The organism is Paenibacillus sp. YN15 (assembly GCF_003285005.1).
GTDB lineage: Bacteria > Bacillota > Bacilli > Paenibacillales > NBRC-103111 > Paenibacillus_AR.
In genome coordinates, this window is the sequence record NZ_QMFA01000004.1 from 83,887 (window position 1) to 107,631 (window position 23,745).

Here is a 23,745-nt window from a genome sequence, read left to right on the forward strand (position 1 = left end):
TCCCCGCCTATATGCTCTTAAATATCCGCCGGTTTCAGCCATTCGTTCGCGCATCCAGTTGAGACAACGCCTTCGCCGCCGCCTCCTGCTCCGCTTCCTTCTTGGAGCGGCCGGTTCCTTGGCCGAGCAGACGCTCGTCCATCCACACCTCCGCCAGAAACTCCCTCTCATGGGCAGGCCCGCGTTCGTCCACAATCCGGTATTCCAAGGACGCGCTGCCCTGCTGCTGGACCAGCTCCTGGAGCTGGGTTTTGTAATCGGCCATCTGGCTTTTGCCTTCCCAGGAAATGTGCGGGAACATATGGGCCTGCAGGAAGGTCTGCACCGCCGCCAGCCCCTGATCCAAATACAAGGCCCCGATAAACGCCTCGAATACATCCGCCAAAAGCGCAGGGCGGGTTCTGCCGCCGGTCATTTCCTCCCCTTTGCCCAAAAGCACAAATTCCCCGAAGCGCAAGGCCACCGCATGTGTCACCAGCGCAGGCTCGCAGACAATGGAGGCCCGCTGTTTGGTCAGCTCTCCCTCCGAGCGCTCCGGATACTTGGCATACAGGAACTCCGATACGGTCAATTCCAGCACCGCATCCCCGAGAAATTCCAGCCGCTCATTATCCCTGCTCGCCGTCATCCGGTGTTCGTTTACATAAGAAGAATGGGTAAACGCCTGCTTCAGCAGCTCCGGGTTGCGGAAAGCCACGCCCAGCTGCTTCTCCAGTTTTCGCAAATCACTTCCCAAGGTTAATCCCTCCCCGGTTCAATGAAAACGCAAGCGGGATTGAGCCGCCTTGCAGCCCCCCGCTTGCGTAATCGCGAACCCGTATCTCATGCAGCCTGCCGTGTCCGGCAGTTGCTTAAGCTTCGTATTTCTTCAAAATGATGGTAGCATTATGTCCGCCGAAGCCGAAGGAGTTGGACATGGCCGCCTTCACATCCGCCTTGCGGGGAGTGTTGGGCACATAATCCAGATCGCATTCGGGGTCCGGGTTGTCCAGGTTGATGGTAGGCGGAATCATGCCGTTCTGGAGAGTCAGGGCAATAATGACAGCCTCCACGCCGCCTGCCGCCCCCAGCAAATGCCCGGTCATGGACTTGGTGGAGCTGACCGGAACCTTGTAGGCATAATCGCCGAACACGGCCTTTACCGCAGCCGTCTCCGCCTTGTCGCCTGCACCGGTGGAGGTGCCGTGGGCATTGATGTAACCGATGTCCTCCGGCGCAAGCCCCGCGCTGCGAAGGGCATGCTTCATACAGCGCGCCGCGCCTTCGCCGCCCGGAGCCGGGTCGGTCATATGATGCGCGTCTGCGCTCATGCCGTAGCCTACCACTTCGGCATAGATGCGGGCGCCGCGCTTCACCGCATGCTCCAGGGATTCCAGCACCAGAATGCCGGAGCCTTCCCCCATCACAAAACCGTCCCGGTCCTTGTCAAAGGGGCGGCTGGCCTTTTCCGGCTCGTCATTGCGGGTAGACATGGCCCGGAGGGCGCAGAAGCCTGCCATTCCCATGGGGGAAATGGTGGCTTCAGCCCCGCCGCAGATCATCACATCGGCTTCTCCGTCCCGGATCAGCCGGAAGGAGTCGCCGATGGAGTGGGTGCCCGTAGCGCAGGCGGTAACCGCCGTGCTGTTGGGGCCTTTGGCGCCGGTGACCATGGAGATCTGGCCGGAAGCCATATTGGCGATCATCATCGGGATAAAAAACGGGCTGACCCGCTTGGGGCCCTTTTCCATCAGGATGGTATGCTGCTCTTCCCAGGTCAGGAGGCCGCCGATGCCGGAGCCTACAGATACGCCAACCCGCTCGGGATCGGCATTCTCGCCGATGGTGAGGCCCGAATCCTTCAATGCCGCCTGACTGGTGACAACGGCAAATTGCACGAAGCGGTCCATCTTGCGGGCTTCCTTGCGGTCCAGGTAATCCTCGGCTTTAAAATCCTTGATGGAAGCGGCGATTTTCGTCGGATAATCGCTGACATCCATGCTCTCCACCAGGGATACGCCTGACTTGCCCTCCATCAGGTTGCCCCAGAAGGTGTCCAATTCACGGCCCAAAGCCGTGGTCACGCCCATGCCGGTCACTACTACTCGTTGCGTCAATGTCGATCACCTCTATATCCATCCGTTATCGTAAAAAAATGTAAATCAAGCCTTATCTATATGGAACTCCCTTCCCGTCCGGGAGGGGCCGTAACAGCATTCAATAGCGCTTTCAGGCGCGGGCAAACCAACGAGGACAAGTCCCGTTGTTGTCTTCAGAACCAACGGGACTTGACGCTACTTACGCATGAGATTTTATGTAATTCACTACTTCTCCCACAGACGTAATTTTTTCTGCATCCTCATCGGAAATTTCCAGATCGAACTCGTCTTCGAGTTCCATCACCAATTCTACTACGTCGAGAGAATCAGCGCCCAGGTCATCTTTAAAAGAAGCTTCCAGGGTGACTTCTGCTTCATCCACCCCCAAGCGGTCGACGACGATTCGTTTTACACGATCCAAGATATCGGACATCCGGTTCACCTCCTCTTTGGTATTATACGAGAATTAAAATCAAAATGCCATATCCCGGGACAAAATATGTAAGTGTCGGGCTGAGCCTAGCCCATGTACATGCCGCCGTCCACATGCAGCGTCTGCCCAGTCAGATAAGAGGCGTCCTCCGACGCCAAAAAACGGACCACACGGGCGATCTCCTCGGGCTGTCCCATCCGGGACAGGGGAATCTGGGGCAGGAGCGCCGCCTTCTGCTCCTCGGACAGCTTATCCGTCATATCTGTGGCAATAAAGCCCGGAGCCACCGCATTGACGGTGATTCCCCGGCTGGCCAGCTCCCTGGCCGATGCCTTGGTCAAGCCGATAACCCCTGCCTTGGCCGCCACATAGTTGGCCTGGCCGGGATTGCCCAAGGCGCCTACCACCGATGAAATATTGATGATTCTGCCGGAGCGCTGCTTCATCATCGGCCGGGTAACCGCCTTGATGCAGTTAAACACGCCCTTCAGGTTGGTGTTGATTACCTGGTCGAATTCCTCTTCCTTCATCCGCATAATCAGGTTGTCCCGGGTAATCCCGGCATTATTCACCAGGATATCGATCCGCCCGAGGGCTTCGATGGCCTGGCTGACCATGTGCTCCGCCTCCGCGGCGCTTCCCACATCCGCCTTGATGGCAATGGCGCGCCGGCCCAGGCCTTCGATCTCGCGGGCAACGGCGTTTGCCGCTTCCTCGCTGCCGGCATAGTTCACGGCCACATCGGCGCCTGCCGCCGCCAGCTCCAGGGCAATGGCCCGGCCGATGCCCCGGGACGCCCCGGTGACAAGAGCAGTTTTACCGGATAGCATAAGCGATTCCTCCTAACGAAACTATAAATTGAGTGCGCCGATGGCCTCCAGGCTGTTCAGGGAATAAGCGGCGACCCCTTTGTCCGTTTTCTTGATGAGACCCGCCAGCACGCTGCCGGAGCCGATCTCGATGAAGGTATCCACACCCTGGGCGATCAGCCAGGCAACGGTATCCTCCCACAGAACGGGGGAATACACCTGCTCCACCAGCAGCCTGCGGATATCCTCCGGCTCCGTAACCGGACGGGCGGTCACATTGGCCACCACCGGAACCTCGGCTTTGGCAAGGGGAAGGGTTGCCAGCACTTCGGCCAGCTTTTCCGCCGCAGGCTTCATCAGGGAGGAGTGGAAGGGTCCGCTGACCTCCAGCGGAATCACCCGCTTGGCTCCCGCCTCCTTGCCCCGCTCCGCCACGGCGGCCACTCCCTCCTTGGTGCCGGAGACCACAATCTGTCCCGGGCAGTTGAGATTGGCCAGCTCCACGGCTCCCACCGAGCCGCTGACCTCGGCGCACAGGGCGGCCAGCGCTTCCCGGCTTGCGCCCAGGGTAGCGGCCATAGCTCCTTGACCTCCGGGTACCGCCTGCTCCATCAGGAGGCCGCGGGCCCGCACGGTGCGGATGGCGTCCTCGGCGCTTAACGCCCCGGCCACAGCCAGGGCGCTGTATTCACCCAGACTGTGCCCGGCCACAAAATCGGGGCGGATGCCCTTCTCCCGGAAGGCCTGGTACAGGGCCAGGCTGGTAGCCACCAGCGCCGGCTGGGTATTGGCGGTTTGCTTCAATTGCTCCTCAGGCCCGCCGAAGATCAGCTCCGTCAGCGGAAACCCCAGCACCCGGTCCGCCAGCTCGTAAACCTGCCTCGCTCCGGCATGGGCCTCATACGCGTCCTTGCCCATCCCAACGGCCTGGGCTCCCTGGCCGGGAAACACAAATGCAATCTTTCCCATTATCGCCACTCCTTATCAGTCAAACTAAATATCTGGGGGGGGGGCTCCCCCAAAAGTAGTCGGATTACGCTACAGAGCTTTGCTTCACTTTTGGGGGTCTATTTTTGGGGGAACGGTTTTACCAGCGGAGCGCTGCGGCTCCCCAGGTCAAGCCGCCGCCGAAGCCCACCAGCACCACACAATCCCCGGGCTTAAGCCGGCCTTCCTCATCGGCCTCCGCCAAGGCAAGGGGAATGGAGGCGGCGGATATATTGCCGTATTTGTGCAGATTGATCATGCACTTCTCCTCCGGCAGATTCAGCCGGTGCACGGCGGATTGAATAATGCGGATATTGGCCTGATGAGGCACCAAGAGATCAATGTCGGACTTCTCCAGCCCCGCCTTGCGCAACGCCTCTTCGGCGGCATTGCCCATGATGCGCACGGCGAATTTGAATACCTCGCTGCCCGCCATATAAATGTAGTGCTGCTTATTATCCACCGTGCTTTGGGAGGAGGGCATCCGGGAGCCGCCGCCGGCCAGCTTCAAGAGCTCACCGCCGGAGCCGTCCGCCCCCAGCTCGAAGGACAGGAAGCCGCGGCCCTCCGGCACCTCGCCCAGCACCACCGCGCCCGCGCCGTCGCCGAACAGGATGCAGGTGTTGCGGTCGGTGTAGTCGGTAATCTTGGACAGGCATTCCGCCCCGATGACCAGCGCTTTCTTGTACATGCCGGTGGCAATGAAATTGGAGGCGCTGGCCAGACCGTAGATAAAGCCGGAGCAGGCGGCGGACAGGTCAAAAGCCGCCGCTTTCTTCGCGCCCAGCCGGTTCTGGAGAATGCAGGCCGTGGACGGAAAAGCGGAATCGGGGGTTATGGTAGCCACGATGATCAAATCCAGATCCTCGGGGGCAACATTGGCATTTTTGAGGGCCACCAGCGCCGCTTCATAAGCCAGATCGGAGGAGGCTTCATCCTCACGGGCAATATGGCGCTCCTTCATACCGGTGCGGGTGACGATCCATTCGTCGTTGGTTTCCACCATTTTTTCCAAATCGGCATTGGTAAGAATCTTCTCCGGCACGTATTTGCCTGTGCCCAGAATTCCTACAGCTTTCATGTTCATCATTATTCTGCTCCCTTCCTGTTGGCGATCTCGGATGAAATAGCGCCTACCAGGTTATGTTCCAGAGCCAGCCGCGTCTGGCGGACCCCGTTCTTCACGGCCAACGCATCGGAGGAGCCGTGGCTTTTCATCACCAGCCCCTTCAATCCCAACAGCGGCGCGCCGCCATGCTCCTTGTAATCCAGCTTCTTCTTAAAGCTGCTTAAGCCCGGCTTCAGCACCGCTGCCGCCAGCTTGCTCAGGAAGGACTTGGTGAATTCCTCCTTCAGCACGGAGAAAATCGCGCCCGCCGTCCCCTCCAGAGACTTCAACAGGATATTGCCCACAAAGCCGTCGCAAACCAGCACGTCGCATTCCGCCTGCAGCACATCCCTGGCCTCCACATTGCCGACAAAGTGGATCGGCGCTTCCTTCAAAAGCGGATACGCCGCCTTGGTCAGCTCATTGCCCTTGGCCGCTTCCGTGCCCACGTTCAGCAGGCCTACCCGCGGCTTCGCCATGCCATGGACCGCCTGCCGGTACATGCTGCCCATAATGGCGTATTGCAGCAGATTTTCCGGAGTGGCATCCATATTGGCGCCCAAGTCCAGGGCAAGCACTCCCTTGCCGTCCATAGTAGGAATCATCGGCGCCAGCGCAGGGCGCTCAATGCCCTCCATACGCCCCACAACCAGAAGGCCCGTTGCCATAAGGGCTCCGGTATTGCCGGCGGAAATCATGGCGTCCGCTTCATTTTCCTTCACCAGACGGCCGGCCACCACCATGGAGGAGTCCTTTTTGCGGCGCACCGCCTTCACCGGCTCATCCTCCGCCTCCACCACTTCCGAGGCATGCCGGATGCTCAAATTGGACGGCAGCTCCGGCAGCAGGGCTCGGATGGCATCCTCCGGACCCACCAGAATAATCGACGTATCCGGCCATTCCTTGGCCGCCGCAAGCGCGCCCTCCACCACTGCCTTGGGAGCATGGTCCCCGCCCATGGCATCAATTGCGATCCGCATCCCGTAATCCCCCTTCGTCCGCTTCCCCCGGTATGGCAATCGGCATGGCTTCCTCCGACTGCCGTTCTTTATAGGAGTGGTAAATCAGAAACCGCCCCTCAAACACCAAATCATCCTGCACGTAGCTCTTAACCTCCACCCGCGCCTTTCCCTTGGACAAGGAGAGCACATACGCCTTGGCAATAACCCGTTCCCCCAGCTTCACCGTCCGGATAAAACGGATATCCGCCGACGCCGTCAACGCCACCTCGTCATTGATCACCGCTACCGCCAGGGAGTTAGCCTGGGAAAAAATATGGTGCCCCCGGGCGATCCGGTTGCGCAAAAACACATGCTCCTCGCGGATTTCAAATATGGAAATGCCGCTTTTGTCCAACTGCAAATCAATAACCTCGCCGATAACCTCATCGGGTCCGATAGAGCGCACCTGGTCATAGGATTGCTCGGCCATGGCCTTGATCCGCTCCCGCAGCTCGGGAATCCCCAGCTCCAGCCGGTCCAGCCGGATGGTCTGGATGCTGACATGGAAGGCCTTCATCAGCTCTTCATCCGTCACAAATGGGTTTTCCTTTATCAATAGCGCCAGCTGCTCCTGGCGTTCACGCTTGGGCATCCGTACGATGGCGCAACACCGCCTTCTTCAACTTTCCATTCCTGCACCCGGTCTATACGTATTGCACTTTGCTATGTAGTTTTAATACCTGGTGCTAAATTGTAGTATAACGAATTTGCCGCAAAAAGAAAAGCCCCCCCCTTTGAGGGGCCCGGCGCAAGCGCACGGATTCTCCCTTGGACTGTGCCGAAACAAGGTACCGTCCATTTGTCAGACATGCTCTCCACCTCACTCTCAGGGATGCCGTATTCGAAAAATCGCATATAAAATCGCCTCTGTGCTCATTCGGCCAAAAATCAATGCTTGACGCCACGGACGGATGGCTGTTCGCCCCTGCCATGGTCTGGCAGCTGTTCGACCATGGCATGGTCTGATGCTAACGGCGGTGAGAGCCCTTATTTTGGCAAAAACGCCGCTTCCGAATATCTAACGGCTGCCACAGCCGCTATTTGGACCGATTGCTCCGCTGCAAACCTCTTTTTAGCCCAATAAGGGCTCCTGCTTCCGTTAGTTTCGGCAGCCCCCTGTTTTGGAGCAAATAGAGGCTCTCACCGCCGTTAGGAATCGGGGCAGGTTAACGCGAACATATCCGCGAAAAGGTATGTAATTTTTCATACACAATTTTCTTTTGGGACCATCTGCAGATTATATAGGCGCATTATCGTATACAGGGGGATACGCAAATACAGGTATACGCAAAAAAGCGCCCCGCCTGTTAAGGAGGAGCGCTTCATGCGCTAGAGAAGCGAGATTATTGCTTGATAATCTCTCTCTTCTTGTAAGTTCCGCAAACCTTGCACACCCGGTGCGAAAGCTTCAGTTCGCCGCATTGGTCGCATTTAACCATGCCGGGGACTTCCAATTTGAAGTGAGTACGGCGCTTGTCGCGACGAGTCTTGGAAATTTTTCTAAAAGGGACTGCCATGTTCCCACCTCCTTCAACAAATTACCGCCCATAATCGCCTGGAACGCTTATTGCTTGAAAAAATCAGCCAGTCCCGCCAGCCGCGGATCAATGCTGTCATTGCTGCAGCCGCAGGGCTTGTCATTAAGGTTGGCCCCGCATTGGGGGCACAGGCCTTTGCAGTCGGAGCTGCAGACAGGAGCCAGAGGCAATGCCAGCCACACCGCTTCTTCCACATAGGGGTCCAGCGTAATGTGATCGTCCGTAACCAGATGCACTTCGTCCTGATCTTCCTGGGGGACAGCGTCAGGCCGGGATGCGAAGCGTTCCCGGAAGGGAACTGCAAGGGTCTCATCCACAGGGGCCAGACAGCGGGAGCAAAGAGAGTGAACCTTGAAGCGGAGCATTCCCTCCACCTCGGCCAATCCTCCCTGGGATTTGGCGGTAAGTTCGGCGTCCAGCTTGCCCACAATCTGGATATCCTCGCGCCCGGTAAGAATGCCGGACAGATCGAAGACGCCCTTGAGAGCAACGGGGGCGCTCTTTTGAGCTAAATCCCGGATGTTTATCTTCATCGTTATCACCCCAAACAAACAAAGATTATTATATCGATTTTGTGTAGGTTTTGTCAACGCCTCATTCAAGATTTGAAAAGAAAAATGTGGTATATTCTTAAGTATGGCTAATAGAGCGGGATAGAATGCAGTGTTACTTTATGGAGGATCGTCATGAAAACAGTCGGCATCATCGTGGAATACAACCCGCTGCACAACGGGCATGTGCATCATTTTAACGCGTCCCTGCAGGCCGCCGGAGCGGAAGCCTGCGTTGCCGTGATGAGCGGGCATTTTTTGCAGCGGGGGGAGCCCGCCGTCGTCAACAAGTGGGCCCGCACGGAAATGGCTCTGCGCATGGGCGCCGATGTAGTTATCGAGCTACCGGTGGCCTATGCCTGCCAGCCCGCGGAATGGTTTGCCTATGGCGCGGTCAAGCTGCTGGACGCCACCGGCGTGGTGGACGCCCTATGCTTCGGCAGCGAGGAAGGGACGCTTGCGCCGCTGGACCGGCTGGCCGGACTGCTCTGCCGGGAGGACGGGGCCTTCCGCAGCCTGCTGCAGGAGGAGCTGAAGCAGGGAGCCAGCTACCCTGCCGCTTATGCCGCAGCGGTGCGCCGGTTCAGCGGCAGCGGCGGGGGCGCTAATGGCGAACCGCCGCCGCCGTTGGAACAGCCCAATACCATTCTGGGCCTGCACTATCTGCTGGCCTTGAAGCGCCTGCAAAGCCCCATCGCGCCGCTGACGGTAGTCCGCCGGGAGGCAGGCTTTCACCAGGCCGATATTACCGCTCCGTCCATTGCCAGCGCCACAGCCCTGCGCAAGCTTCTGTTCCGCACAGGCTGGCAGGCCCCGGGGGCGGATGCTTTGGGAGCCATTGCCCCTTATGTGCCGCCCTACACCCTGGAGATTATGCAGCGGGAGCATGGCGAGGGACGCGGCCCTTTGTGCTGGGAGCACTTCGCCGGGCCTCTGTTCGGCCAGCTTCTGTCCCGTCCAGAGGAGGAGCTGCGGCAGCTCCATGAAGTCACCGAGGGGTTGGAAAACCGGATCAAGGCCGCTTTGGGCCGGATGCCGGCCGATGCCTCCTCCCCGGTAGAGGCCCTGCTGGATTTGCTCAAGACCAAACGCTACACCCGCACCAAGCTGCAGCGCACCCTGCTGCGGATCTTGCTGGGGCACACGCAGCAGAGCCTTGGCCGGGAGAGCCTGCTGGCCGGTCCCGCCTGCATCCGCGTTCTGGGGTTCAGCCCCCGGGGCAGAACCCTGCTCAAGCGGATGCGCCAAACCGCCAAGCTGCCCGTCATTACCCGGGCCGCCGCCGCGGAGGACCCAGCCTGGCTCGGGATGGACATCCGCGCCGGAGCCGTCTACAGCCTGGGCTACCGGAGGCTGGACCCGGGTGAGTGGCAGCGGGACTACAGAGAGCCTCCGCTTCGGTTGGACTAAGAAGCTGCTGCGCTGCGGTGCTTAAGCGTTTGCGAAAGCAAACGCGCTTCGGAAGCATCGTTTTTCGCCGCAGACTCCTTAGCCCGCCGCCTTGGGCGGGAGGCTTTCCAGGTAGGCAATGGCCTCCTGGAGGGTGCCCACCTCCACCACCTTCATGGCCGAATGCAGCTTCTCGGCCTGCTTCCGGGCCTCACCCGCCGACTGCTCGTCGCGGGGCACAAACAAGATGTCCGCCCCTGCCCGGTGGGCGGCCGTAGCCTTGTGGCGGGCGCCGCCGATGGCCCCGATAACGCCCTGCGGGTCAATGGTGCCTGTCCCGGCAATGGTGTAGCCCCGGGACAGATCATCGGCCAGCAGCAGCCCGTAGGTTTCCAGGGCGAACATAAAGCCTGCAGACGGCCCCCCGATTTCGCCGGCCCGGACAGTGACCCCATCGGCCTGCCGGGCAGCCTGCACCGCCTTGCGGTCGGCGGTGGCGATGCCGATGCCCAACTGACCGGTGCCCTGCTCCGCCGCGGGCAGCGCCCGCAGGGTAAAGGAAGCCTCCATGGCAACGCTCCCCCGTTTATAGGTAAGGCGTATGGCGTCCCCTTCTTTTTTCCCGGCTATAATGGCGTCCAGCTTGCTCCCCGCATCCACCGGCGCGCCGTCCGCCTTCAGGATCACATCCCCCGGCTCCAGAACTCCCTCGGCAGGCAAGCCTTCGACCGTGCCGAGCACCACAATCCCCTTATTGGCGATGGTGTAGGAAATGCCCGCCGCCCGGTAGGCGGCCTGGATGGCATTGGATTGGGAGGTAAGCATCACCTGGTGCTGGCGCTCCCCATACTCTTGCTCCGATTCCCCCGGCTGGCGCACCGCCGTTTGGCGCCGCACCTCGTACCCCTTAAACCTGGCCTCCGCCATCTTGGCCAAGGTAGCATTGCTTACCCCTACTGTCGTCAGCAAAAAACGGCCGCTCTCAGGATAGCCGCCTCCCTGCACACGAACCATTCCCTGCAGATCATCCGCCGTTCCCGGCTGGAAAATGTAATATGGCAAAGGCACAAAAAATGCAGCATAGCAAAACAGCAGAGCCAGAAATCCCGAAATAACGGCGCGCGCCGCTGCCAGCGTCCGCCCGTTGTCCATCGTTTTCACGGCCGATCCCATTCCTTCCCCCGCCGGTGTCGTCAGGGCGGGCGTGTTGGCCTTAATCGGGGCTTGGTCTATTCATCCTTCCAATGGCGTACATATGGAACAAACGCATGATCGGAAGGTGATTGCCTGTGCAATCGGGAAAAAACCACAGCCGCCAAAACATCTATACTCTGTTCTTGGGCATTGTGACTATCGCTTTTGTTGTCTCCGTCATCACTTACCCCGAACAAGCCTTCCAGGCATCGCTCTCGGGACTCCGTCTCTGGTGGGATTGGGTCTTCCCCGCCCTACTGCCCTTTTTCATGATGACAGAGCTGCTGCTTGGTTTTGGCCTTATCCATGGCCTTGGCGTGTTCCTGGAGCCGTTGATGCGGAGAGTCTTCCGCCTCCCCGGCTCCGGAGGCTGGGTGCTGGCGTCGGGGGTAGCCGGCGGCTATCCCTTGTCTGCAGACGCCGCGGCCAAGCTGAGCCAGCAGCACGGGGTCAGCCCCGCCGAAGCCGAAAGGCTGGCTGCCCTGGGCCATTTGGCCAACCCGATGCTGATTGTAGGCGTGGTTGGGGCAGGTTTTTTGCACAGCCCGGAAAGCGGCCTGCTGCTGGCGATTATTCATTATCTTTCCGCTGTGATCGCCGGCTTCTGCACCCGCAAACGGGGAGAGCGGGCATCGCCTTCTCCGGCGGTACCCTTGCGCCGTCTTCCGCACAAGGCGCTCCGCGCTATGGAGGAGGCCCGCTCCAATGACGGCCGGGTATTCGGCAAAATGCTGGGGGATGCCGTCACCCAATCCATTTATGCGCTGCTCCTCATCGGCGGCCTGATCATGGCCTTCTCCGTGGCGGTCCGGCTGGCCGGATTATACTTAGGGTCAAGCTCCGCCGCCCAGTGGTTCCTTCAGTTGGTTCCCGGCGTGCTTGAGCCCCATCTGGGAGCATATGCCTACAGCGCCATATCCGCCTGGTCACCCGCCCTTCGCGCAGCCGCCATCGGCGCGGCGCTGGCCTGGAGCGGCCTGTCCGTACACGCTCAGGCCACAGGCTTTATGCGGCCTGCCGGGCTTCGTTATCTACCCTTCCTCCGCTTCCGGCTCCTGCACAGCAGCATCGCCACCGCCGTCACCCTGCTGGTCTGGCAGCCCTTGACCAGCCTTATTCAAGGCACCGAAGCCGCATTCTCCCCCAGCGTCGGCTGGGAATCGGCGGCCCGGCTGGGAGAAGCCTTCGGACTGCGGGAGCTGGGGGCCGTTTGGGGGGCGTCGCTGATTCTGCTGGGTTTGGTGCTGGGGGTGATGCTCCTTCTGTCCCTGGTCATCCGGCTGCTGGAGCAGGCCTACTCGGCGGGGCGCCGCCGGTAGCGGCCGCCCCGCGTCTCCCTGAGAGGAGTTACCGCCGAATTTTGCCGGCAACCGCCTAGCGCTTGCGCAGCTCCTCGAACTTCGTGCGCAGCGCCCTCTCCACCACATCCGGCACCAGATCCTCCACCGGACCGCCGAACATGGCCACCTGCTTCACCACACTGGAGCTCAAGTAAGAGTATTGGGTGCTGGACATCATGAAGAACGTTTCAATCTCGGACGACAGCTTCCGGTTCACCGAAGCCATCTGCAGCTCATATTCAAAATCCGAAACCGCCCGCAGTCCTTTGATAATGACATGGGCGTTTTTCTTATGGATATAATTCACCAGCAGGTCATCGAACCCGTCCACTTCCACATTGGGAATATCCTTGGTTACCTCCACCAGCAGCTCCATCCGTTGCTGCACCGTGAACAGGGGGGATTTCGCAGCATTGTTCAGCACCGCCACAATCACCTTATCGAATACCTCCGCCGCCCGGTGAATAATGTCCAAATGCCCGTAGGTCACCGGGTCAAAGCTTCCCGGGCAAACAGCAATGGTTGGCTCATGTCCCAAACGCTTCATCACAATACACTCCTTTTTTCATCAGCCGCATTTCTATATGATCAGGATTGATTTCCTTGCGGCAGGTCCTGTTGTTGATAATCATAAATCGCTACCGCCGTCTCCCCGTAAAGAGCGAATCTGCGGCACACAAACGGGCCGAATGCCTCCGGGTAACGGTAATCCGAGACATGCTCCACCAGCACCACCGCTTGCGGGGCGAGAAGGCCGAGGCCATGCATCTCCTCCATCAGCTTGTCTGCCGTCTTCATGCGGTACGGAGGATCGAGAAACACCAGATCGAAGCGGCTTTCCTTCTTGGCCAGCACCTTCAGCGCCCGCTCCGCCTCATTCCGGTATACCTCCGCAGCCTGCTCCAGACGGCAGGCAGTCAAATTTTCCCGGACCACCTCGATGCTCTTTTTGTCCATATCCACGAACACCGCCCGGTCCATCCCGCGGCTCAACGCCTCAATGCCCAATCCGCCGGTGCCGGCGAACAGATCAAGGACCATCCCCCCGTCAAAATAAGGTCCGATCATGCTGAAAATCGCTTCCTTCACCTTGTCTGTGGTGGGCCGAGTTCCCATGCCGGGAACAGCCTTCAGATGCCGGCCCTTAGCCGTACCCGAAATGACTCTCATCTCTATTTTGCTCCTAGTCGTAAGAATACTAAAATCCCTGGCCGCATGCATTTGGCCACACTTTCGTTGCTTATCGTACCATATCCGCATCCATTTTCCCAAAAATATTCTCGCTATTCCTGTATAACATTTCCTGCGGCGGAAATGCTATTGATATCGGCATCCCCGGATGCCGGTTAACCGTGTGAAGGATTATGCATCTTCTCTTCATAAGCCTCCATTCGGTTTCTCCTCTCCCATGATGGGGTGATTGGCAACGATTGCCCCGCTTGTTCTGGCTCATACATAAGAAAAACCCTTGCGGGACAAGGGTTTTGTATGACTCGGAGGGCGCGCCGTTCTTGCGGTGTCGCTCTATTTTTTTGTGAAGAGGGGGGGCAGGAAGCTTCGAGTATATCCGCCATGCGGCAGCGCCGACAGCAAATCCCACGGCATGTAGCGGTCATCCGATATTATAACACAGAACCCGTTTTCAGCGAACCATTCCCTGATGGACCGTTCCTTGGGAACAATTCTGCAAACGCCTACATCCAGTGGGTTTACCCTCGCGGATCATCCTTATTCTGTTGCGAATTTATAGGCTCGCCTCTCTTTTCAAACCGTTGCCTCCGGTGCTAAAATCGGGATAATAACGTTGGGAGGGACTTGTATGCGCGTACATGATATTACACTGGCCAATGACTTCTCCCCTGATGAGTTGAAGCATATTTGCATTGATGCCGGCCGCTTTCATTCGGACATTCTTCTATTGAAGCAGGACGCGGTGATCGATGTGAAAAGCCTGCTGGGCATGATGACCTTCCCCTTGAAGAAGGGATCGGTTATTACCATCCGGACCCGGGGCAAGGATGAGGAGGAAGCGCTGGACTTTATGTGCAAAATAATGGAGACTTGCTGAACCTCTGCCTCCGTGCGGAGGTTTTTTGTTTATATACAGGCCATCCCCGCTTCATCCACTCGGAAGGGCAAGCCAGCCGGACACAGGTTCCGCTATTCGGCGAAAAAGCGGCGTTTTTCCATTCAAACGGACTGAGAATCCGCTAAGCGGGGCAAAAACAGCCGATTGGAGGTTTGCCGGGGTCAATAGCGTACCCTGTGTCCGCGAAATGCGCAAAAGGCTGTGAAACAGCAAAATAACGGCCATACGGTCCGCATGTCCTGCACCCTGCTCCCTCCAACCGTCCCCTTTTCCTTCATCTATAAAAGCGCCATAAGCGCCTCCCACAGCCGCTCCATCTCTGCGTCCGTCCCCACCGAAATCCGCAGCTTGTCGCAGAGCCGGGGATGGTCGAAATAGCGCACGTACACCCCCTGCTCCGCCAGCCCCTCATACAGCCTCAACGCCTCCCGGGCATTGCCTCCCTCCGGCACCCGGCACAGGAGGAAATTGGCGGCGGAGGGCAGAACGGCAAACCCTGCCGCCTTCAAACGCCGGGTATACGTCTGGCGCGTCCGGATAATTTTGCCCACGGTTTCATGCAGATAGGCTCTGTCCTGCAAGGCCGCCAAGGCCAGCCGGGCACTCAGGGCATTCACGTTGTAAATATCCTTCCCCTTGTCCAATGCGGCAATCAGCTCCCGAGACGCCACACAGTAGCCTACCCTCGCTCCCGACAGACTGTAGGATTTGGAAAATGTGCGGAGCACCATCAGATTGGAGTGCTTCTCCAGCAGCTCCATTGCCGAGAAGCCTGCCGGGGCAAAGTCCATGTAGGCTTCGTCCACCACCACAAGCCCCGGGAACCGGCTCGCCAGCTTCTCCACCCCGCCGCCCTCCAACAAAAGCCCTGTAGGCGCATTGGGGTTGACCAAGATGACGGCCTTGGCTCCGCTTGCCAGCAGCCCCTCCACGTCCACCTGATACCGGCTGTCCAGCGGAACCCGGATCACCTCCGCCCCCTGTGACCAAGCCGCCGTCTGATACAGCCCAAAGGTGGGGTCCGGCACGGCAAAAGCGCCGCCCGCACCGACGAACACCTTCATGATCAGCGAAATAATCTCGCTGGAGCCATTGCCGATGAACACCCGGCCGGAGGCCGTGCCATGCAATGTCTCCAACCCTTCACGGAGCTGCTCCACGCTTTCACCGGGATAAAGCCTAAGAGCAGCCGCATCTGCCGACAACAGGGCCTCCCGCACACGGGGAGAGGGAGGGTACGGATTTTCATTCTGGTTCAGCTTTACAGCCCGCTCTCCGGGCCGGGGAGCTATTCCTGTCTGATACCGGGGCATACTGCGGATATGGGGAAGCGCAAAGCTCATTTGGACAACCTCCTGACTTATGGTTTATCATAAGTCTATCCGCAGTTTGTCATCCAGGAAATATACAGTTTGTTCTTTTTGAGAGTGACAGATTGCCTGCTTATGCTTTCGCCAAACTGTACAAAGGAGCCGGACGCCATGGACCTGACCCCCAAGCTTGATCCCGCCTCGGGCGAGGCGTTGTATATGCAGCTGTACCGGAGCATCCGGGAGGATATTCTCCAGGGCCGGATTCCGGCGGGAGCGCGCCTGCCGTCCATCCGGCGGTTATGCGGGCGGCTCAATCTCAGCCGAACGCCGGTAGCCCTCGCTTATGAGCAGCTGCAGGCGGAAGGGTATGTGGTGAGCAAACCCCGCTCCGGGCTGTTCGCCGCGGAGCTGCCTCCGGCGTGGACAGCCGCAGCCGCGTCGCCTGCCGTTACGCCTGCTCCCAACCTTGCGCCTACACCCACCTTTTCGCCCACCTCCAACCTTGCACCCGCCCCCACCCTTGCGCATACTCTTCCCCTTGCATCTGCCCCCACTCTTGCATCTGCGCCTGCATCGCCGGAGGCGTCCGTTTTCTCCAGGCTCACCCCCGCGGAGGCTGCCGAGGCTCCGCCCCTTGTGGACTTCGGCTACGGCGCAGTGGATCTGAAGTCATTTCCGGCTGTGCGCTGGAGGCGCCTTCTGAACCGCAGCCTCCAAGCCGAAGCCAATCCCATCCTGCTGTACGGAGACATCCAGGGCGAGCTGGGGCTGCGGAAGCAAGTTGTCTCCTATCTGCATCAGACCAGAGGCGTGCGCTGCCTTCCGGAGCAAATTGTCATTGGGGCGGGGACCTACCATTCCCTGGATCTGCTGCTGCAGCTTCTGGAGGGAGAGGTACAAATACTTGCTTCGGAGAATTACGTGAACACAGGAGTCAAATCCCTGTTCCGGCGCTTCGGCTATTCCGGCGGCTCCTGTGTGCCCCTTCCTCTGGAGCCGGATGGGGTGTCCCTCGCTTCCCTGGAGGCTGCCGGAGCACAAGCCGTCTATCTGACCCCCTCCCACCAGTTTCCCTACGGCATGATTCTGTCCGCCGCCAAACGCCTTCAGCTGCTGCAATGGGCGGAGGCGCACAACAGCTATCTGATCGAAAATGACTATGACGGGGAATTCCGCTACGGAGGCGCTCCGATCCCCTCCTTGCAGAGCATGGACAGGGCCGGCCGGGTCATCTATCTGGGAACCTTCTCCAGAGCGCTGACTCCCTCCTTCCGGCTAAGCTATCTGGTCCTCCCCTTGCCGCTGGCGCAGCGGTTCAAACAAGGGGAGCACAGCTACGACCAACTGGCTTCACCCCTGTTCCAGGAGACACTCCGGCTTTTTATGGAGAGCGGGGAGCTGGAGCGGCATATGCGGCGGATGCGGGTTCTTTATGAGCATAAACATGCCGTTCTCCTGGAAGCGCTGCGCACAAGCTTCGGAGATCGGCTGCAAATCATCGGAGCAGGCTCCGGCCTGCATGTGCTGGTCCGCCTGTCCCCGGGGGCGGAGGAAACGGACATGATCCGGAAAGCTGCCCAACGCGGCGTAAAGGTATATCCGGTATCGGTGTATTCCCTGCTGGCAGACAAAAAAACCGAAGGCCCCGTGTTGCTGGGCTTCGGCGGTTTGGATACGGAGGCCATCCGCATGGGCGTGCAGCTTTTGGCTCAGGCCTGGCTTCCGTAGTTCATGTTTCCCTCATTCTCCGGGCGGTAGAATTCCTTCCATTCCTCTTCACTGCAGAAGCTGCAGCTGGCCAGCACCTGGTTATGCTTCAGCCGGATGGACAGGAGATGGATATGGCCAAGCAGCTGCTCCCGCACGGCATCATCCAGAATAAACTCCACACCGTATTCGTATATGCCGTCATACAGCGGTTCCTTGCGCAGCACACAGCCCAACAGCTTCAGCTTGGAGTGAAAAAGCTCAATATCGAACTCCAGCAGCAAGCTTTCCAGGAGAGGCAGGTTCAGGCGGGAGTGCATCCGGATGCCGCCTGCGCTGATATCCGCTATGTAGGTCGTGCCGTTGTTGGAGACAAGCTTCGTGTTTTGAAAGCCAATAATACGGAATCGCGCCGCCAGCGGAACGTGAAGGGTCAACCGGTAAAATTGCCGTTTGTTGGGGGTTGCCATCAACCATTCCGCTCCTTAACGTTCTGTTGTGCAATCAAGCCCGCTTTGCGCGGCTTCATGAAGAAGAGCGCAGCGGGCCTGTCGGTTATTGCAGGGAATGCAGCGGGCCGAAATCTCCGTTATCTCCCTCGGAGTTCTCCGCCAATTCCTTCTGGGCCTCATCCGCCACAGAATGCATGGCAGTCAACCCCACACTTGCGGAGGTCGCCGCATTGGCGGATTCAAACTCCACCTGCAAATTTTTCAGAACCTCTTCCTCATTCCGGGCCATCAAACCCCTCCTCCAGCAAATCGTACCATAGAAGCAACAGGAGTAGTATGCCTCCGAAAAAGGAAAAGAATGTATGTCTTCGTTGACAGATCAGCCCTTTGTTCCCAGCTTGCCGCCCTTGGAGTGCATCGAGAGCAGGTTGGTGTCGATGGAGAAGGTAAGATTCTCCCGTTCCCGGGCTCGCTTCAGCGCCAGCTGGATCAGGCGGGTGGTCAGCTCGGTGAAGGACTTGCCGCTGGGCTCCCACAGATAGAAGGAGAGGGAACCGGGAATCGTATTGATTTCATTAATATATACATGGTCCGTAGCGGTATCAATGAGAAAATCAATCCGGGAAACGCCGCTGGCTCCCAGCTCCAGAAAGGTTTTCACCGCCAGATCCTGGACCTTCAGACGGGTCTCTTCCGTAATGTTGGCGGGAATGATCCGGGCGGAGCCGCTCATGCCCTTGGAGGCCTGATTCATATACTTGTCCGCGTAGCTTAAGATTTCGCTGGTTTTGCCCACTTCCTCAATCACGGAGGGCAAAGCCTCCTCATAGTCGCCAAGGACGGAGCAATTGACTTCCTTCAAATTATTCACCATTTTCTCAATGAGGACTTTATGGGAGTAGTTCACAACCAGATCCACCGCGTCCTCCAATTGATCCGCATTCATGGCCCGTTCCACACCTACGCTGGAGCCCAGGTTGGCCGGCTTCACGATAACGGGATAACCCAGCTCAGCCTCCACCCGCGCCAGACAGCCTTCTCGGTCATCCGACCAGGCTTTGGAATAAAACCACAGATAATCGGCCTGGGGCAGTCCAGCTCCCTTGAGGATGGTTTTGGCGGCGATTTTATCCATGCCGACGGCAGAGGAGAGCACGTCGCAGCCCACATAGGGAATTTTGTTCATTTCCAAAAGCCCCTGCAGGGCTCCGTCCTCACCGTATGTGCCGTGGGTAATTGGAAAGGCAACATGGATTTCGTCCACAATGTTCTTGGACTTGAACAACCCCGGCGGCTTGGGGTCCAACAGCAGATGCCGTCCGGTTTCGTCGGTAAACAGCACCACCCGTTTGGCTTTTTTCTTGAGGGCGGCCACATCCTTGAACTCCTCCACCGAGGTCAGCTCCGGACCTGTGAACCATTCACCCTGCTTGGTAATGTAAATCGGCACGCCCTCATACGCGCCTGTATCCAGGGCATGCAAGGCCTGCAGGCCGGAAATCACCGATACCTCATGCTCCACGGACATGCCGCCGAATAGAACGCCAACTCTGGTTTTCATATGAATTGCCTCCGGTTCATTCGTTATAGTTGTCAGGCAGATCATTCTCCAGAAGCACGATGCTGCCCGGCTCCGCAACTTCTCTCATGACGGTCATGGCTTCATTGAAATTCCGCACAACCGCCAGGCGCTCCGCCGGGTAACCGGCTTCCTTGAGCCCCTGCTGGATGGGAGCCGTCTGTTTGGGTCCCACCAGAATAATATAATCGCTGGCTTCCGCCGCGAAGCTGCCGAAGGCTTTGTTCAGCTCGAATTCCTTTTCGCCCAGCTCAATCATGCCCGGGGTAATGAGAATCCGTTTGCCGTCCATCTCCTTCAGCACCTCCAGGGCGCTCCTGGAGCCAACCGGATTGGAGTTGAAGCTGTCGTCGATAATCGTGATGCTGCCGTTTTTCCGCAGCTCCAGCCGGTGCTCCACCGGCTTGATCCGCTTCACGGCCTTGGCAAGCTTATCCAGCGGCACCCCCAGCTCATGCCCGCAGGCGATGCAGGCCAGGAGGTTGGTTACATTGTGGCCGCCCAACAGAAGGGTTTCCACACGCGCTGTTTCTCCCGAAGGCGCCGTCACCGTAAAGGCTGTGCCTTTGACAGATACGGAAACCTCCTGCGCCCGGTAGTCCGCATCAGGATTCTTGAAGCCGAAGGTGATCCGGCGGCAGGCCAGCTTCGGCTGGTAGGACATGACGTTGGGGTCATCCGCATTGAGGAAGGCAATGCCGTCCGCAGGGAGAAATTCCGGCAGCTCGTATTTGGTCTTTTGCACATTCTCCAGCGTCTTGAAGGATTCCAGATGCTGGGGGCCGATGGAGGTAAGAATGCCGTACCGGGGCTGGGCCAGCTCGCACAGCTCGCGGATATCGCCAATCTGCTTGGCGCCCATCTCGGCAATAAAAATCTCATGGGTGGGTCGCAGATGCTCTCTGACCGTGCGGGTGATGCCCATGGGGGTGTTGAAGCTCTCCGGCGTCATAAGAACGTTGTATTGCTGGGACAGGACAGTATGTAAAAAGTGCTTGACGCTGGTTTTGCCGTAGGAGCCGGTAATGCCGATCACCTGAAGCCGGTTCATGCTGCGGATGAGCCGTTTGGCATCGTTCAGGTAGCTGTTGTTGACGGCTTTTTCCATAGGGGCGTTCACCGTATTGGCGGCAATCACCACTGCAAAGGGGAACAGCGTCACAAGCGGAAGCAGTGCCAGCGCATAAGCAAAACCGTTGGCTGCAATCAGCAGTCCCGCCAGCCCCACTGCCAAGGCCAGAACCGCTGCGGTAGCCGCCAGCCGCTTCACCCGGTTGGTGAAGACCAGCTTCTTTTTATCTTTTTCCTTGGGGCGCAGCAGAATCAAGAGAATATAGACGGCCGCCAAGGCGATGAAAGCCGCCTCTTCCCAACCGAAGAATGCGGGCACAGCCGCCGCCAGCGGAATCCACTCCCGCAGCGCCAGGGTGCTGCCCCAATTGTTCTTGTTCCAGGTCCAATAACGGGAGTTGCGGTACGAATTGAGCTGCAGCATATGGATGCCTCTGCGGATGCGCAAGGCGGCGTATCCCAGCCAGGCCAATCCGGCCAGCAGCGCGAATGTGAGAGTCATGGGGAAAGGCTCCTCCTCGTTTCATTAGTTCTCTAAGCGTCTGTCCGACGGAGTTGTTTAAGCGAATAAATATTCATCAAGCTTCATTCCTTACCGGGAAAGCAGTGCCTTGGATGCTCAAACAGTTTTTGTCGCCCTTGATTTTATTGAATGTTTTAGGTGTCAAAGCCGCCAAAAAAACTCGCCCTCAAAGCAGATGCTTCCGAAGCCAGTTTTCCTAAAGGAAAACTCTCGACTCTTTCCCTCCCAGTCATTTCAAGTGAATATTTAGGCTCTACGCGAAAATCAGTGCTTGACGCCACGGACTGAGGGCTGTTAGACCATGCCATGGTCTGACGCTAACGGCAGTGGGAGCTCTTATTTCGGCAAAAACACCGCTTCAGAAAATCTAACGGCGGCAACAGCCGCTATTGGGACCGATTGCTCCGCCGCAAGCCCTTTTTTAGCCCAATAAGGGCTCCTGCTTCCGTTAGATTTGGCAGCCCCCCGTTTTGGAGCAAATAGAGGCTCTCACCGCCGTTAGGAATGGGGGCATGTTCCCAGTATCGCCAAGGGTTCAAATCTGCGCTAAACTGCTTATGAACAAACAGGCAGAGGCGCGCTCAAGCCCTGATTTATGGTTAGAGCCAATATTTATTCACTTTTTCTTTTCGTCGGACAGACTCCTAGTTATCCTTGTCGCTCTCCAGAAAGTTGTTCAGGATGATTACCGTCTCTCTGGGCCTTTGGGCAAACGCCCAATGCCCGGCGCCCTTCATGGTCACCAGCCCCGCATTGGGGATCAGCTTCTCCATGATTTTGCCGTGGTCAAGAGGGGTATCTGTATCCAGCTCGCCCCAGAGAAGCAGCGTGGGAGCCTGAATCTTCGGCAGGAACGCCTTTAGATCCTCGTTCACCAGCTTCACCAGCGTCTGGCGCATCAGCGGCGTGGCCCGTTTGTAATCCTCCGACCCGGAGCTCTTGCGGAACCGCTCCAGAATCTGCTCCCGCCTCCGCCGAAGGCCGGGAAGCTTCAGCAGATGCTTCGCCGCCTTGTAGGCATACACGCGGATATAATAGGAAGATTTACGTTTGGGCTTAATGCCGGCGCTGTCCAGCAGGATCAGCTTATGCACCGGATTGCGCGAGGCAAACCGGATGGCGGTGCGGCCGCCGTGGGAGTGGCCCGCAACAATGGGGTTCTCAATCCCCAGCGCCGCATTGAACTTCTCCACGAAGGCGCAATATTCCTCCGAGCCCCAGGGCACCGGAGGTTCGCCGCTTCCCCCAAAGCCGGGAAAGTCCGGAGCCACTACCCGGAAGTGCTTCCCCAGGCTTTCCGCGATGAAGGAAAAGCTCTCCTTGTTGGCTCCCCAGCCGTGAAGCAGCAGGACAACTCTGCCGCTGCCCGAATCCGTGTATTCGATATCGATTCCATCGATGTTTATTCTCAACGCCCATCAGCATCCTTTATGTTCTTCATCATAACCATTATACATAAAAAGGCCAAAAGTATTCCCGGCGAGGGGAAGACGCATTGGCCCTTGTCTATTAAACTATTGCGATGTAAGCCGATTCCGCCAACCAAATTATCATAACAGAATCGCTCTGGAGTGACAACACGCAATGAAAAAGTAAGATTATTTTAAGCTGAAATTAATCTTTTTCTTTTATAATAGAGATCAAAGATTCCAATCAGGTAGGTGATCCCGGCATGCCAATGCTCATTCAATTCCAAAATAAGGTCATTCCCGTATACATCAAGAGCAGCAAATCCTCCCAAAAAGCCATCGACCTCTTGCTAAGCGCACTGGAGCTTAAAGTGATGTATGGTAAAGCCACCATCAAAAAATGTCTTGAGAACCTGATCAGCGTGGAAATCGACGGCTGCGAGGCTTTTCTACATAGCTTCAACGAACGGGATTCTCTGGCGTTGTCCCTTTATTAGACGCACATCGGCCCAACTTGCGCAAACCGCATCTGAACAGCCCCCGGCGTGGGGCTGTTTTTTTACGTGCAGGGTGTTTCTCCGGTTCAATCCCGGGGTAAGTTCTAGATTAGGGGAGTTTTCATATACATGTCAATAGTTCATAGTTCAAACCAGCACCCTGCTACATAATCGGCTCTCCCAAACCAAAAATGAGGTGATCGGTCATGCAGCCTTACCCTCCTGCGGATAACGGATACGACCCGTCGGATATTGAAGCCAACAAGGGAATGGCAATCATTGCCTATATTTTATTCTTTGTGCCGTTGATCGCCGCCAAGCATTCCCGCTTCGCCATGTATCATGCCAATCAGGGGCTGACCCTGTTCCTGCTCTTTGCTCTCTGCAATGTGGTGCTGGGCATCTTGCCCATCATCGGCTGGTTTCTGCTGCCTCTGGTGAATCTGGCGCTGGTCATCCTCATGATTCTGGGGATTGTCAACGCGGCCCAGGGACAGGCCAAGCCGCTGCCGGTTATCGGCGCGTATACGCTGCTTAAATAAGCCGCGGTTTCCCGGCAGCATCCGGGCTTTCCGAAGGAGCCCGCATCGGGGCGTTACTGGTAAGGCAGGCGGTTTTCTGTTGCGGAACTCAGAGACTCTTATAGCGGCAAAAACGGGAATTTGGATGAGTAGCGG

Annotated in this window: 25 protein-coding genes; 6 read left to right on the top strand and 19 right to left on the bottom strand. The window is 57.9% G+C overall.

Going from position 1 to position 23,745, the window contains the following annotated elements:
• Positions 1-34: 34 nt before the first annotated feature.
• From rnc to DQG13_RS05050, 10 genes are all read right to left on the bottom strand, one after another.
• Complete coding sequence (gene rnc, locus DQG13_RS05005; RefSeq protein ID WP_113018649.1) at positions 35-736, bottom strand: ribonuclease III; 702 nt, start codon at positions 734-736, stop codon at positions 35-37.
• 115 nt (positions 737-851) lie between these two features.
• On the bottom strand, positions 852-2,096 hold the full coding sequence (gene fabF, locus DQG13_RS05010; RefSeq protein WP_113018650.1) for a beta-ketoacyl-ACP synthase II: 1,245 nt from the start codon (positions 2,094-2,096) through the stop codon (positions 852-854).
• A 181-nt stretch (positions 2,097-2,277) separates the two neighbouring features.
• Positions 2,278-2,511 carry an acyl carrier protein gene (gene acpP / locus DQG13_RS05015; protein ID WP_113018651.1) on the bottom strand — a complete coding sequence of 78 codons (234 nt, stop codon included), beginning with the start codon at positions 2,509-2,511 and terminating at the stop codon, positions 2,278-2,280.
• Positions 2,512-2,597: 86 nt separating this feature from the next.
• The gene (gene fabG, locus DQG13_RS05020; protein ID WP_113018652.1) at positions 2,598-3,341 is read right to left on the bottom strand and encodes a 3-oxoacyl-[acyl-carrier-protein] reductase; all 744 of its coding nucleotides are present in this window, start codon (positions 3,339-3,341) and stop codon (positions 2,598-2,600) included.
• 21 nt (positions 3,342-3,362) lie between these two features.
• Positions 3,363-4,289: an ACP S-malonyltransferase gene (fabD, locus tag DQG13_RS05025; RefSeq protein ID WP_113018653.1), complete on the bottom strand. Its 927-nt coding sequence runs from the start codon at positions 4,287-4,289 to the stop codon at positions 3,363-3,365.
• Between the two features lie 118 nt (positions 4,290-4,407).
• On the bottom strand, positions 4,408-5,394 hold the full coding sequence (locus DQG13_RS05030) for a beta-ketoacyl-ACP synthase III (protein ID WP_113018823.1): 987 nt from the start codon (positions 5,392-5,394) through the stop codon (positions 4,408-4,410).
• A gap of 2 nt (positions 5,395-5,396) precedes the next feature.
• Positions 5,397-6,395, bottom strand: a complete 999-nt coding sequence (gene plsX / locus DQG13_RS05035; protein WP_113018654.1) for a phosphate acyltransferase PlsX — start codon at positions 6,393-6,395, stop codon at positions 5,397-5,399.
• A complete protein-coding gene (gene fapR, locus DQG13_RS05040; RefSeq protein WP_113018655.1) occupies positions 6,379-7,008 on the bottom strand; it encodes a transcription factor FapR in 630 nt (209 codons plus the stop codon). Before fapR ends, plsX begins: the two co-directional genes overlap by 17 nt.
• Positions 7,009-7,759: 751 nt before the next feature.
• Positions 7,760-7,933: a 50S ribosomal protein L32 gene (rpmF, locus tag DQG13_RS05045; RefSeq protein WP_113018656.1), complete on the bottom strand. Its 174-nt coding sequence runs from the start codon at positions 7,931-7,933 to the stop codon at positions 7,760-7,762.
• A gap of 47 nt (positions 7,934-7,980) precedes the next feature.
• Complete coding sequence (locus DQG13_RS05050) at positions 7,981-8,487, bottom strand: YceD family protein (RefSeq protein WP_113018657.1); 507 nt, start codon at positions 8,485-8,487, stop codon at positions 7,981-7,983.
• Between the two features lie 153 nt (positions 8,488-8,640).
• Between DQG13_RS05050 and DQG13_RS05055 the strand changes: the two genes are divergently transcribed.
• Positions 8,641-9,915 carry a nucleotidyltransferase gene (locus tag DQG13_RS05055; protein WP_113018658.1) on the top strand — a complete coding sequence of 425 codons (1,275 nt, stop codon included), beginning with the start codon at positions 8,641-8,643 and terminating at the stop codon, positions 9,913-9,915.
• A gap of 78 nt (positions 9,916-9,993) precedes the next feature.
• Here DQG13_RS05055 and DQG13_RS05060 read toward each other — a convergent pair whose 3' ends face one another.
• The gene (locus DQG13_RS05060; protein WP_258525478.1) at positions 9,994-11,046 is read right to left on the bottom strand and encodes a YlbL family protein; all 1,053 of its coding nucleotides are present in this window, start codon (positions 11,044-11,046) and stop codon (positions 9,994-9,996) included.
• Between the two features lie 137 nt (positions 11,047-11,183).
• Between DQG13_RS05060 and DQG13_RS05065 the strand changes: the two genes are divergently transcribed.
• A complete protein-coding gene (locus DQG13_RS05065) occupies positions 11,184-12,407 on the top strand; it encodes a hypothetical protein (protein ID WP_113018660.1) in 1,224 nt (407 codons plus the stop codon).
• Positions 12,408-12,462: 55 nt separating this feature from the next.
• Here the strand turns inward: DQG13_RS05065 and coaD are convergent, their stop codons facing one another.
• Entirely contained in the window at positions 12,463-12,975 is a 513-nt protein-coding gene (gene coaD / locus DQG13_RS05070; RefSeq protein ID WP_113018661.1) for a pantetheine-phosphate adenylyltransferase, read from the bottom strand.
• A gap of 41 nt (positions 12,976-13,016) precedes the next feature.
• Entirely contained in the window at positions 13,017-13,598 is a 582-nt protein-coding gene (gene rsmD / locus DQG13_RS05075; RefSeq protein WP_181592584.1) for a 16S rRNA (guanine(966)-N(2))-methyltransferase RsmD, read from the bottom strand.
• Between the two features lie 649 nt (positions 13,599-14,247).
• Between rsmD and DQG13_RS05080 the strand changes: the two genes are divergently transcribed.
• On the top strand, positions 14,248-14,496 hold the full coding sequence (locus tag DQG13_RS05080; RefSeq protein WP_113018663.1) for an HPr family phosphocarrier protein: 249 nt from the start codon (positions 14,248-14,250) through the stop codon (positions 14,494-14,496).
• A 299-nt stretch (positions 14,497-14,795) separates the two neighbouring features.
• Here the strand turns inward: DQG13_RS05080 and hisC are convergent, their stop codons facing one another.
• Positions 14,796-15,860 (bottom strand): histidinol-phosphate transaminase, encoded by a 1,065-nt coding sequence (hisC, locus tag DQG13_RS05085; protein WP_113018664.1) that lies wholly within the window; start codon positions 15,858-15,860, stop codon positions 14,796-14,798.
• 138 nt (positions 15,861-15,998) lie between these two features.
• Between hisC and pdxR the strand changes: the two genes are divergently transcribed.
• Positions 15,999-17,558 (top strand): MocR-like pyridoxine biosynthesis transcription factor PdxR, encoded by a 1,560-nt coding sequence (gene pdxR, locus DQG13_RS05090; RefSeq protein ID WP_113018665.1) that lies wholly within the window; start codon positions 15,999-16,001, stop codon positions 17,556-17,558.
• Here the strand turns inward: pdxR and DQG13_RS05095 are convergent.
• From DQG13_RS05095 to DQG13_RS05115, 5 genes are all read right to left on the bottom strand, one after another.
• Complete coding sequence (locus DQG13_RS05095) at positions 17,540-18,007, bottom strand: PilZ domain-containing protein (RefSeq protein WP_113018666.1); 468 nt, start codon at positions 18,005-18,007, stop codon at positions 17,540-17,542. The two genes, pdxR and DQG13_RS05095, sit on opposite strands and share 19 nt — an antisense overlap.
• Before the next feature lie 85 nt (positions 18,008-18,092).
• The gene (locus DQG13_RS05100; protein ID WP_113018667.1) at positions 18,093-18,278 is read right to left on the bottom strand and encodes a hypothetical protein; all 186 of its coding nucleotides are present in this window, start codon (positions 18,276-18,278) and stop codon (positions 18,093-18,095) included.
• Between the two features lie 90 nt (positions 18,279-18,368).
• Positions 18,369-19,550, bottom strand: a complete 1,182-nt coding sequence (locus DQG13_RS05105) for a D-alanine--D-alanine ligase family protein (RefSeq protein ID WP_113018668.1) — start codon at positions 19,548-19,550, stop codon at positions 18,369-18,371.
• 16 nt (positions 19,551-19,566) lie between these two features.
• Positions 19,567-21,141, bottom strand: a complete 1,575-nt coding sequence (locus DQG13_RS05110) for a UDP-N-acetylmuramoyl-tripeptide--D-alanyl-D-alanine ligase (protein ID WP_113018669.1) — start codon at positions 21,139-21,141, stop codon at positions 19,567-19,569.
• 665 nt (positions 21,142-21,806) lie between these two features.
• The gene (locus DQG13_RS05115) at positions 21,807-22,574 is read right to left on the bottom strand and encodes an alpha/beta fold hydrolase (RefSeq protein ID WP_113018670.1); all 768 of its coding nucleotides are present in this window, start codon (positions 22,572-22,574) and stop codon (positions 21,807-21,809) included.
• Between the two features lie 260 nt (positions 22,575-22,834).
• Between DQG13_RS05115 and DQG13_RS05120 the strand changes: the two genes are divergently transcribed.
• Both DQG13_RS05120 and DQG13_RS05125 read left to right on the top strand, forming a co-directional pair.
• Complete coding sequence (locus DQG13_RS05120; protein WP_113018671.1) at positions 22,835-23,068, top strand: hypothetical protein; 234 nt, start codon at positions 22,835-22,837, stop codon at positions 23,066-23,068.
• A 206-nt stretch (positions 23,069-23,274) separates the two neighbouring features.
• Positions 23,275-23,610, top strand: a complete 336-nt coding sequence (locus DQG13_RS05125; protein ID WP_113018672.1) for a DUF4870 domain-containing protein — start codon at positions 23,275-23,277, stop codon at positions 23,608-23,610.
• Positions 23,611-23,745: the final 135 nt, after the last annotated feature.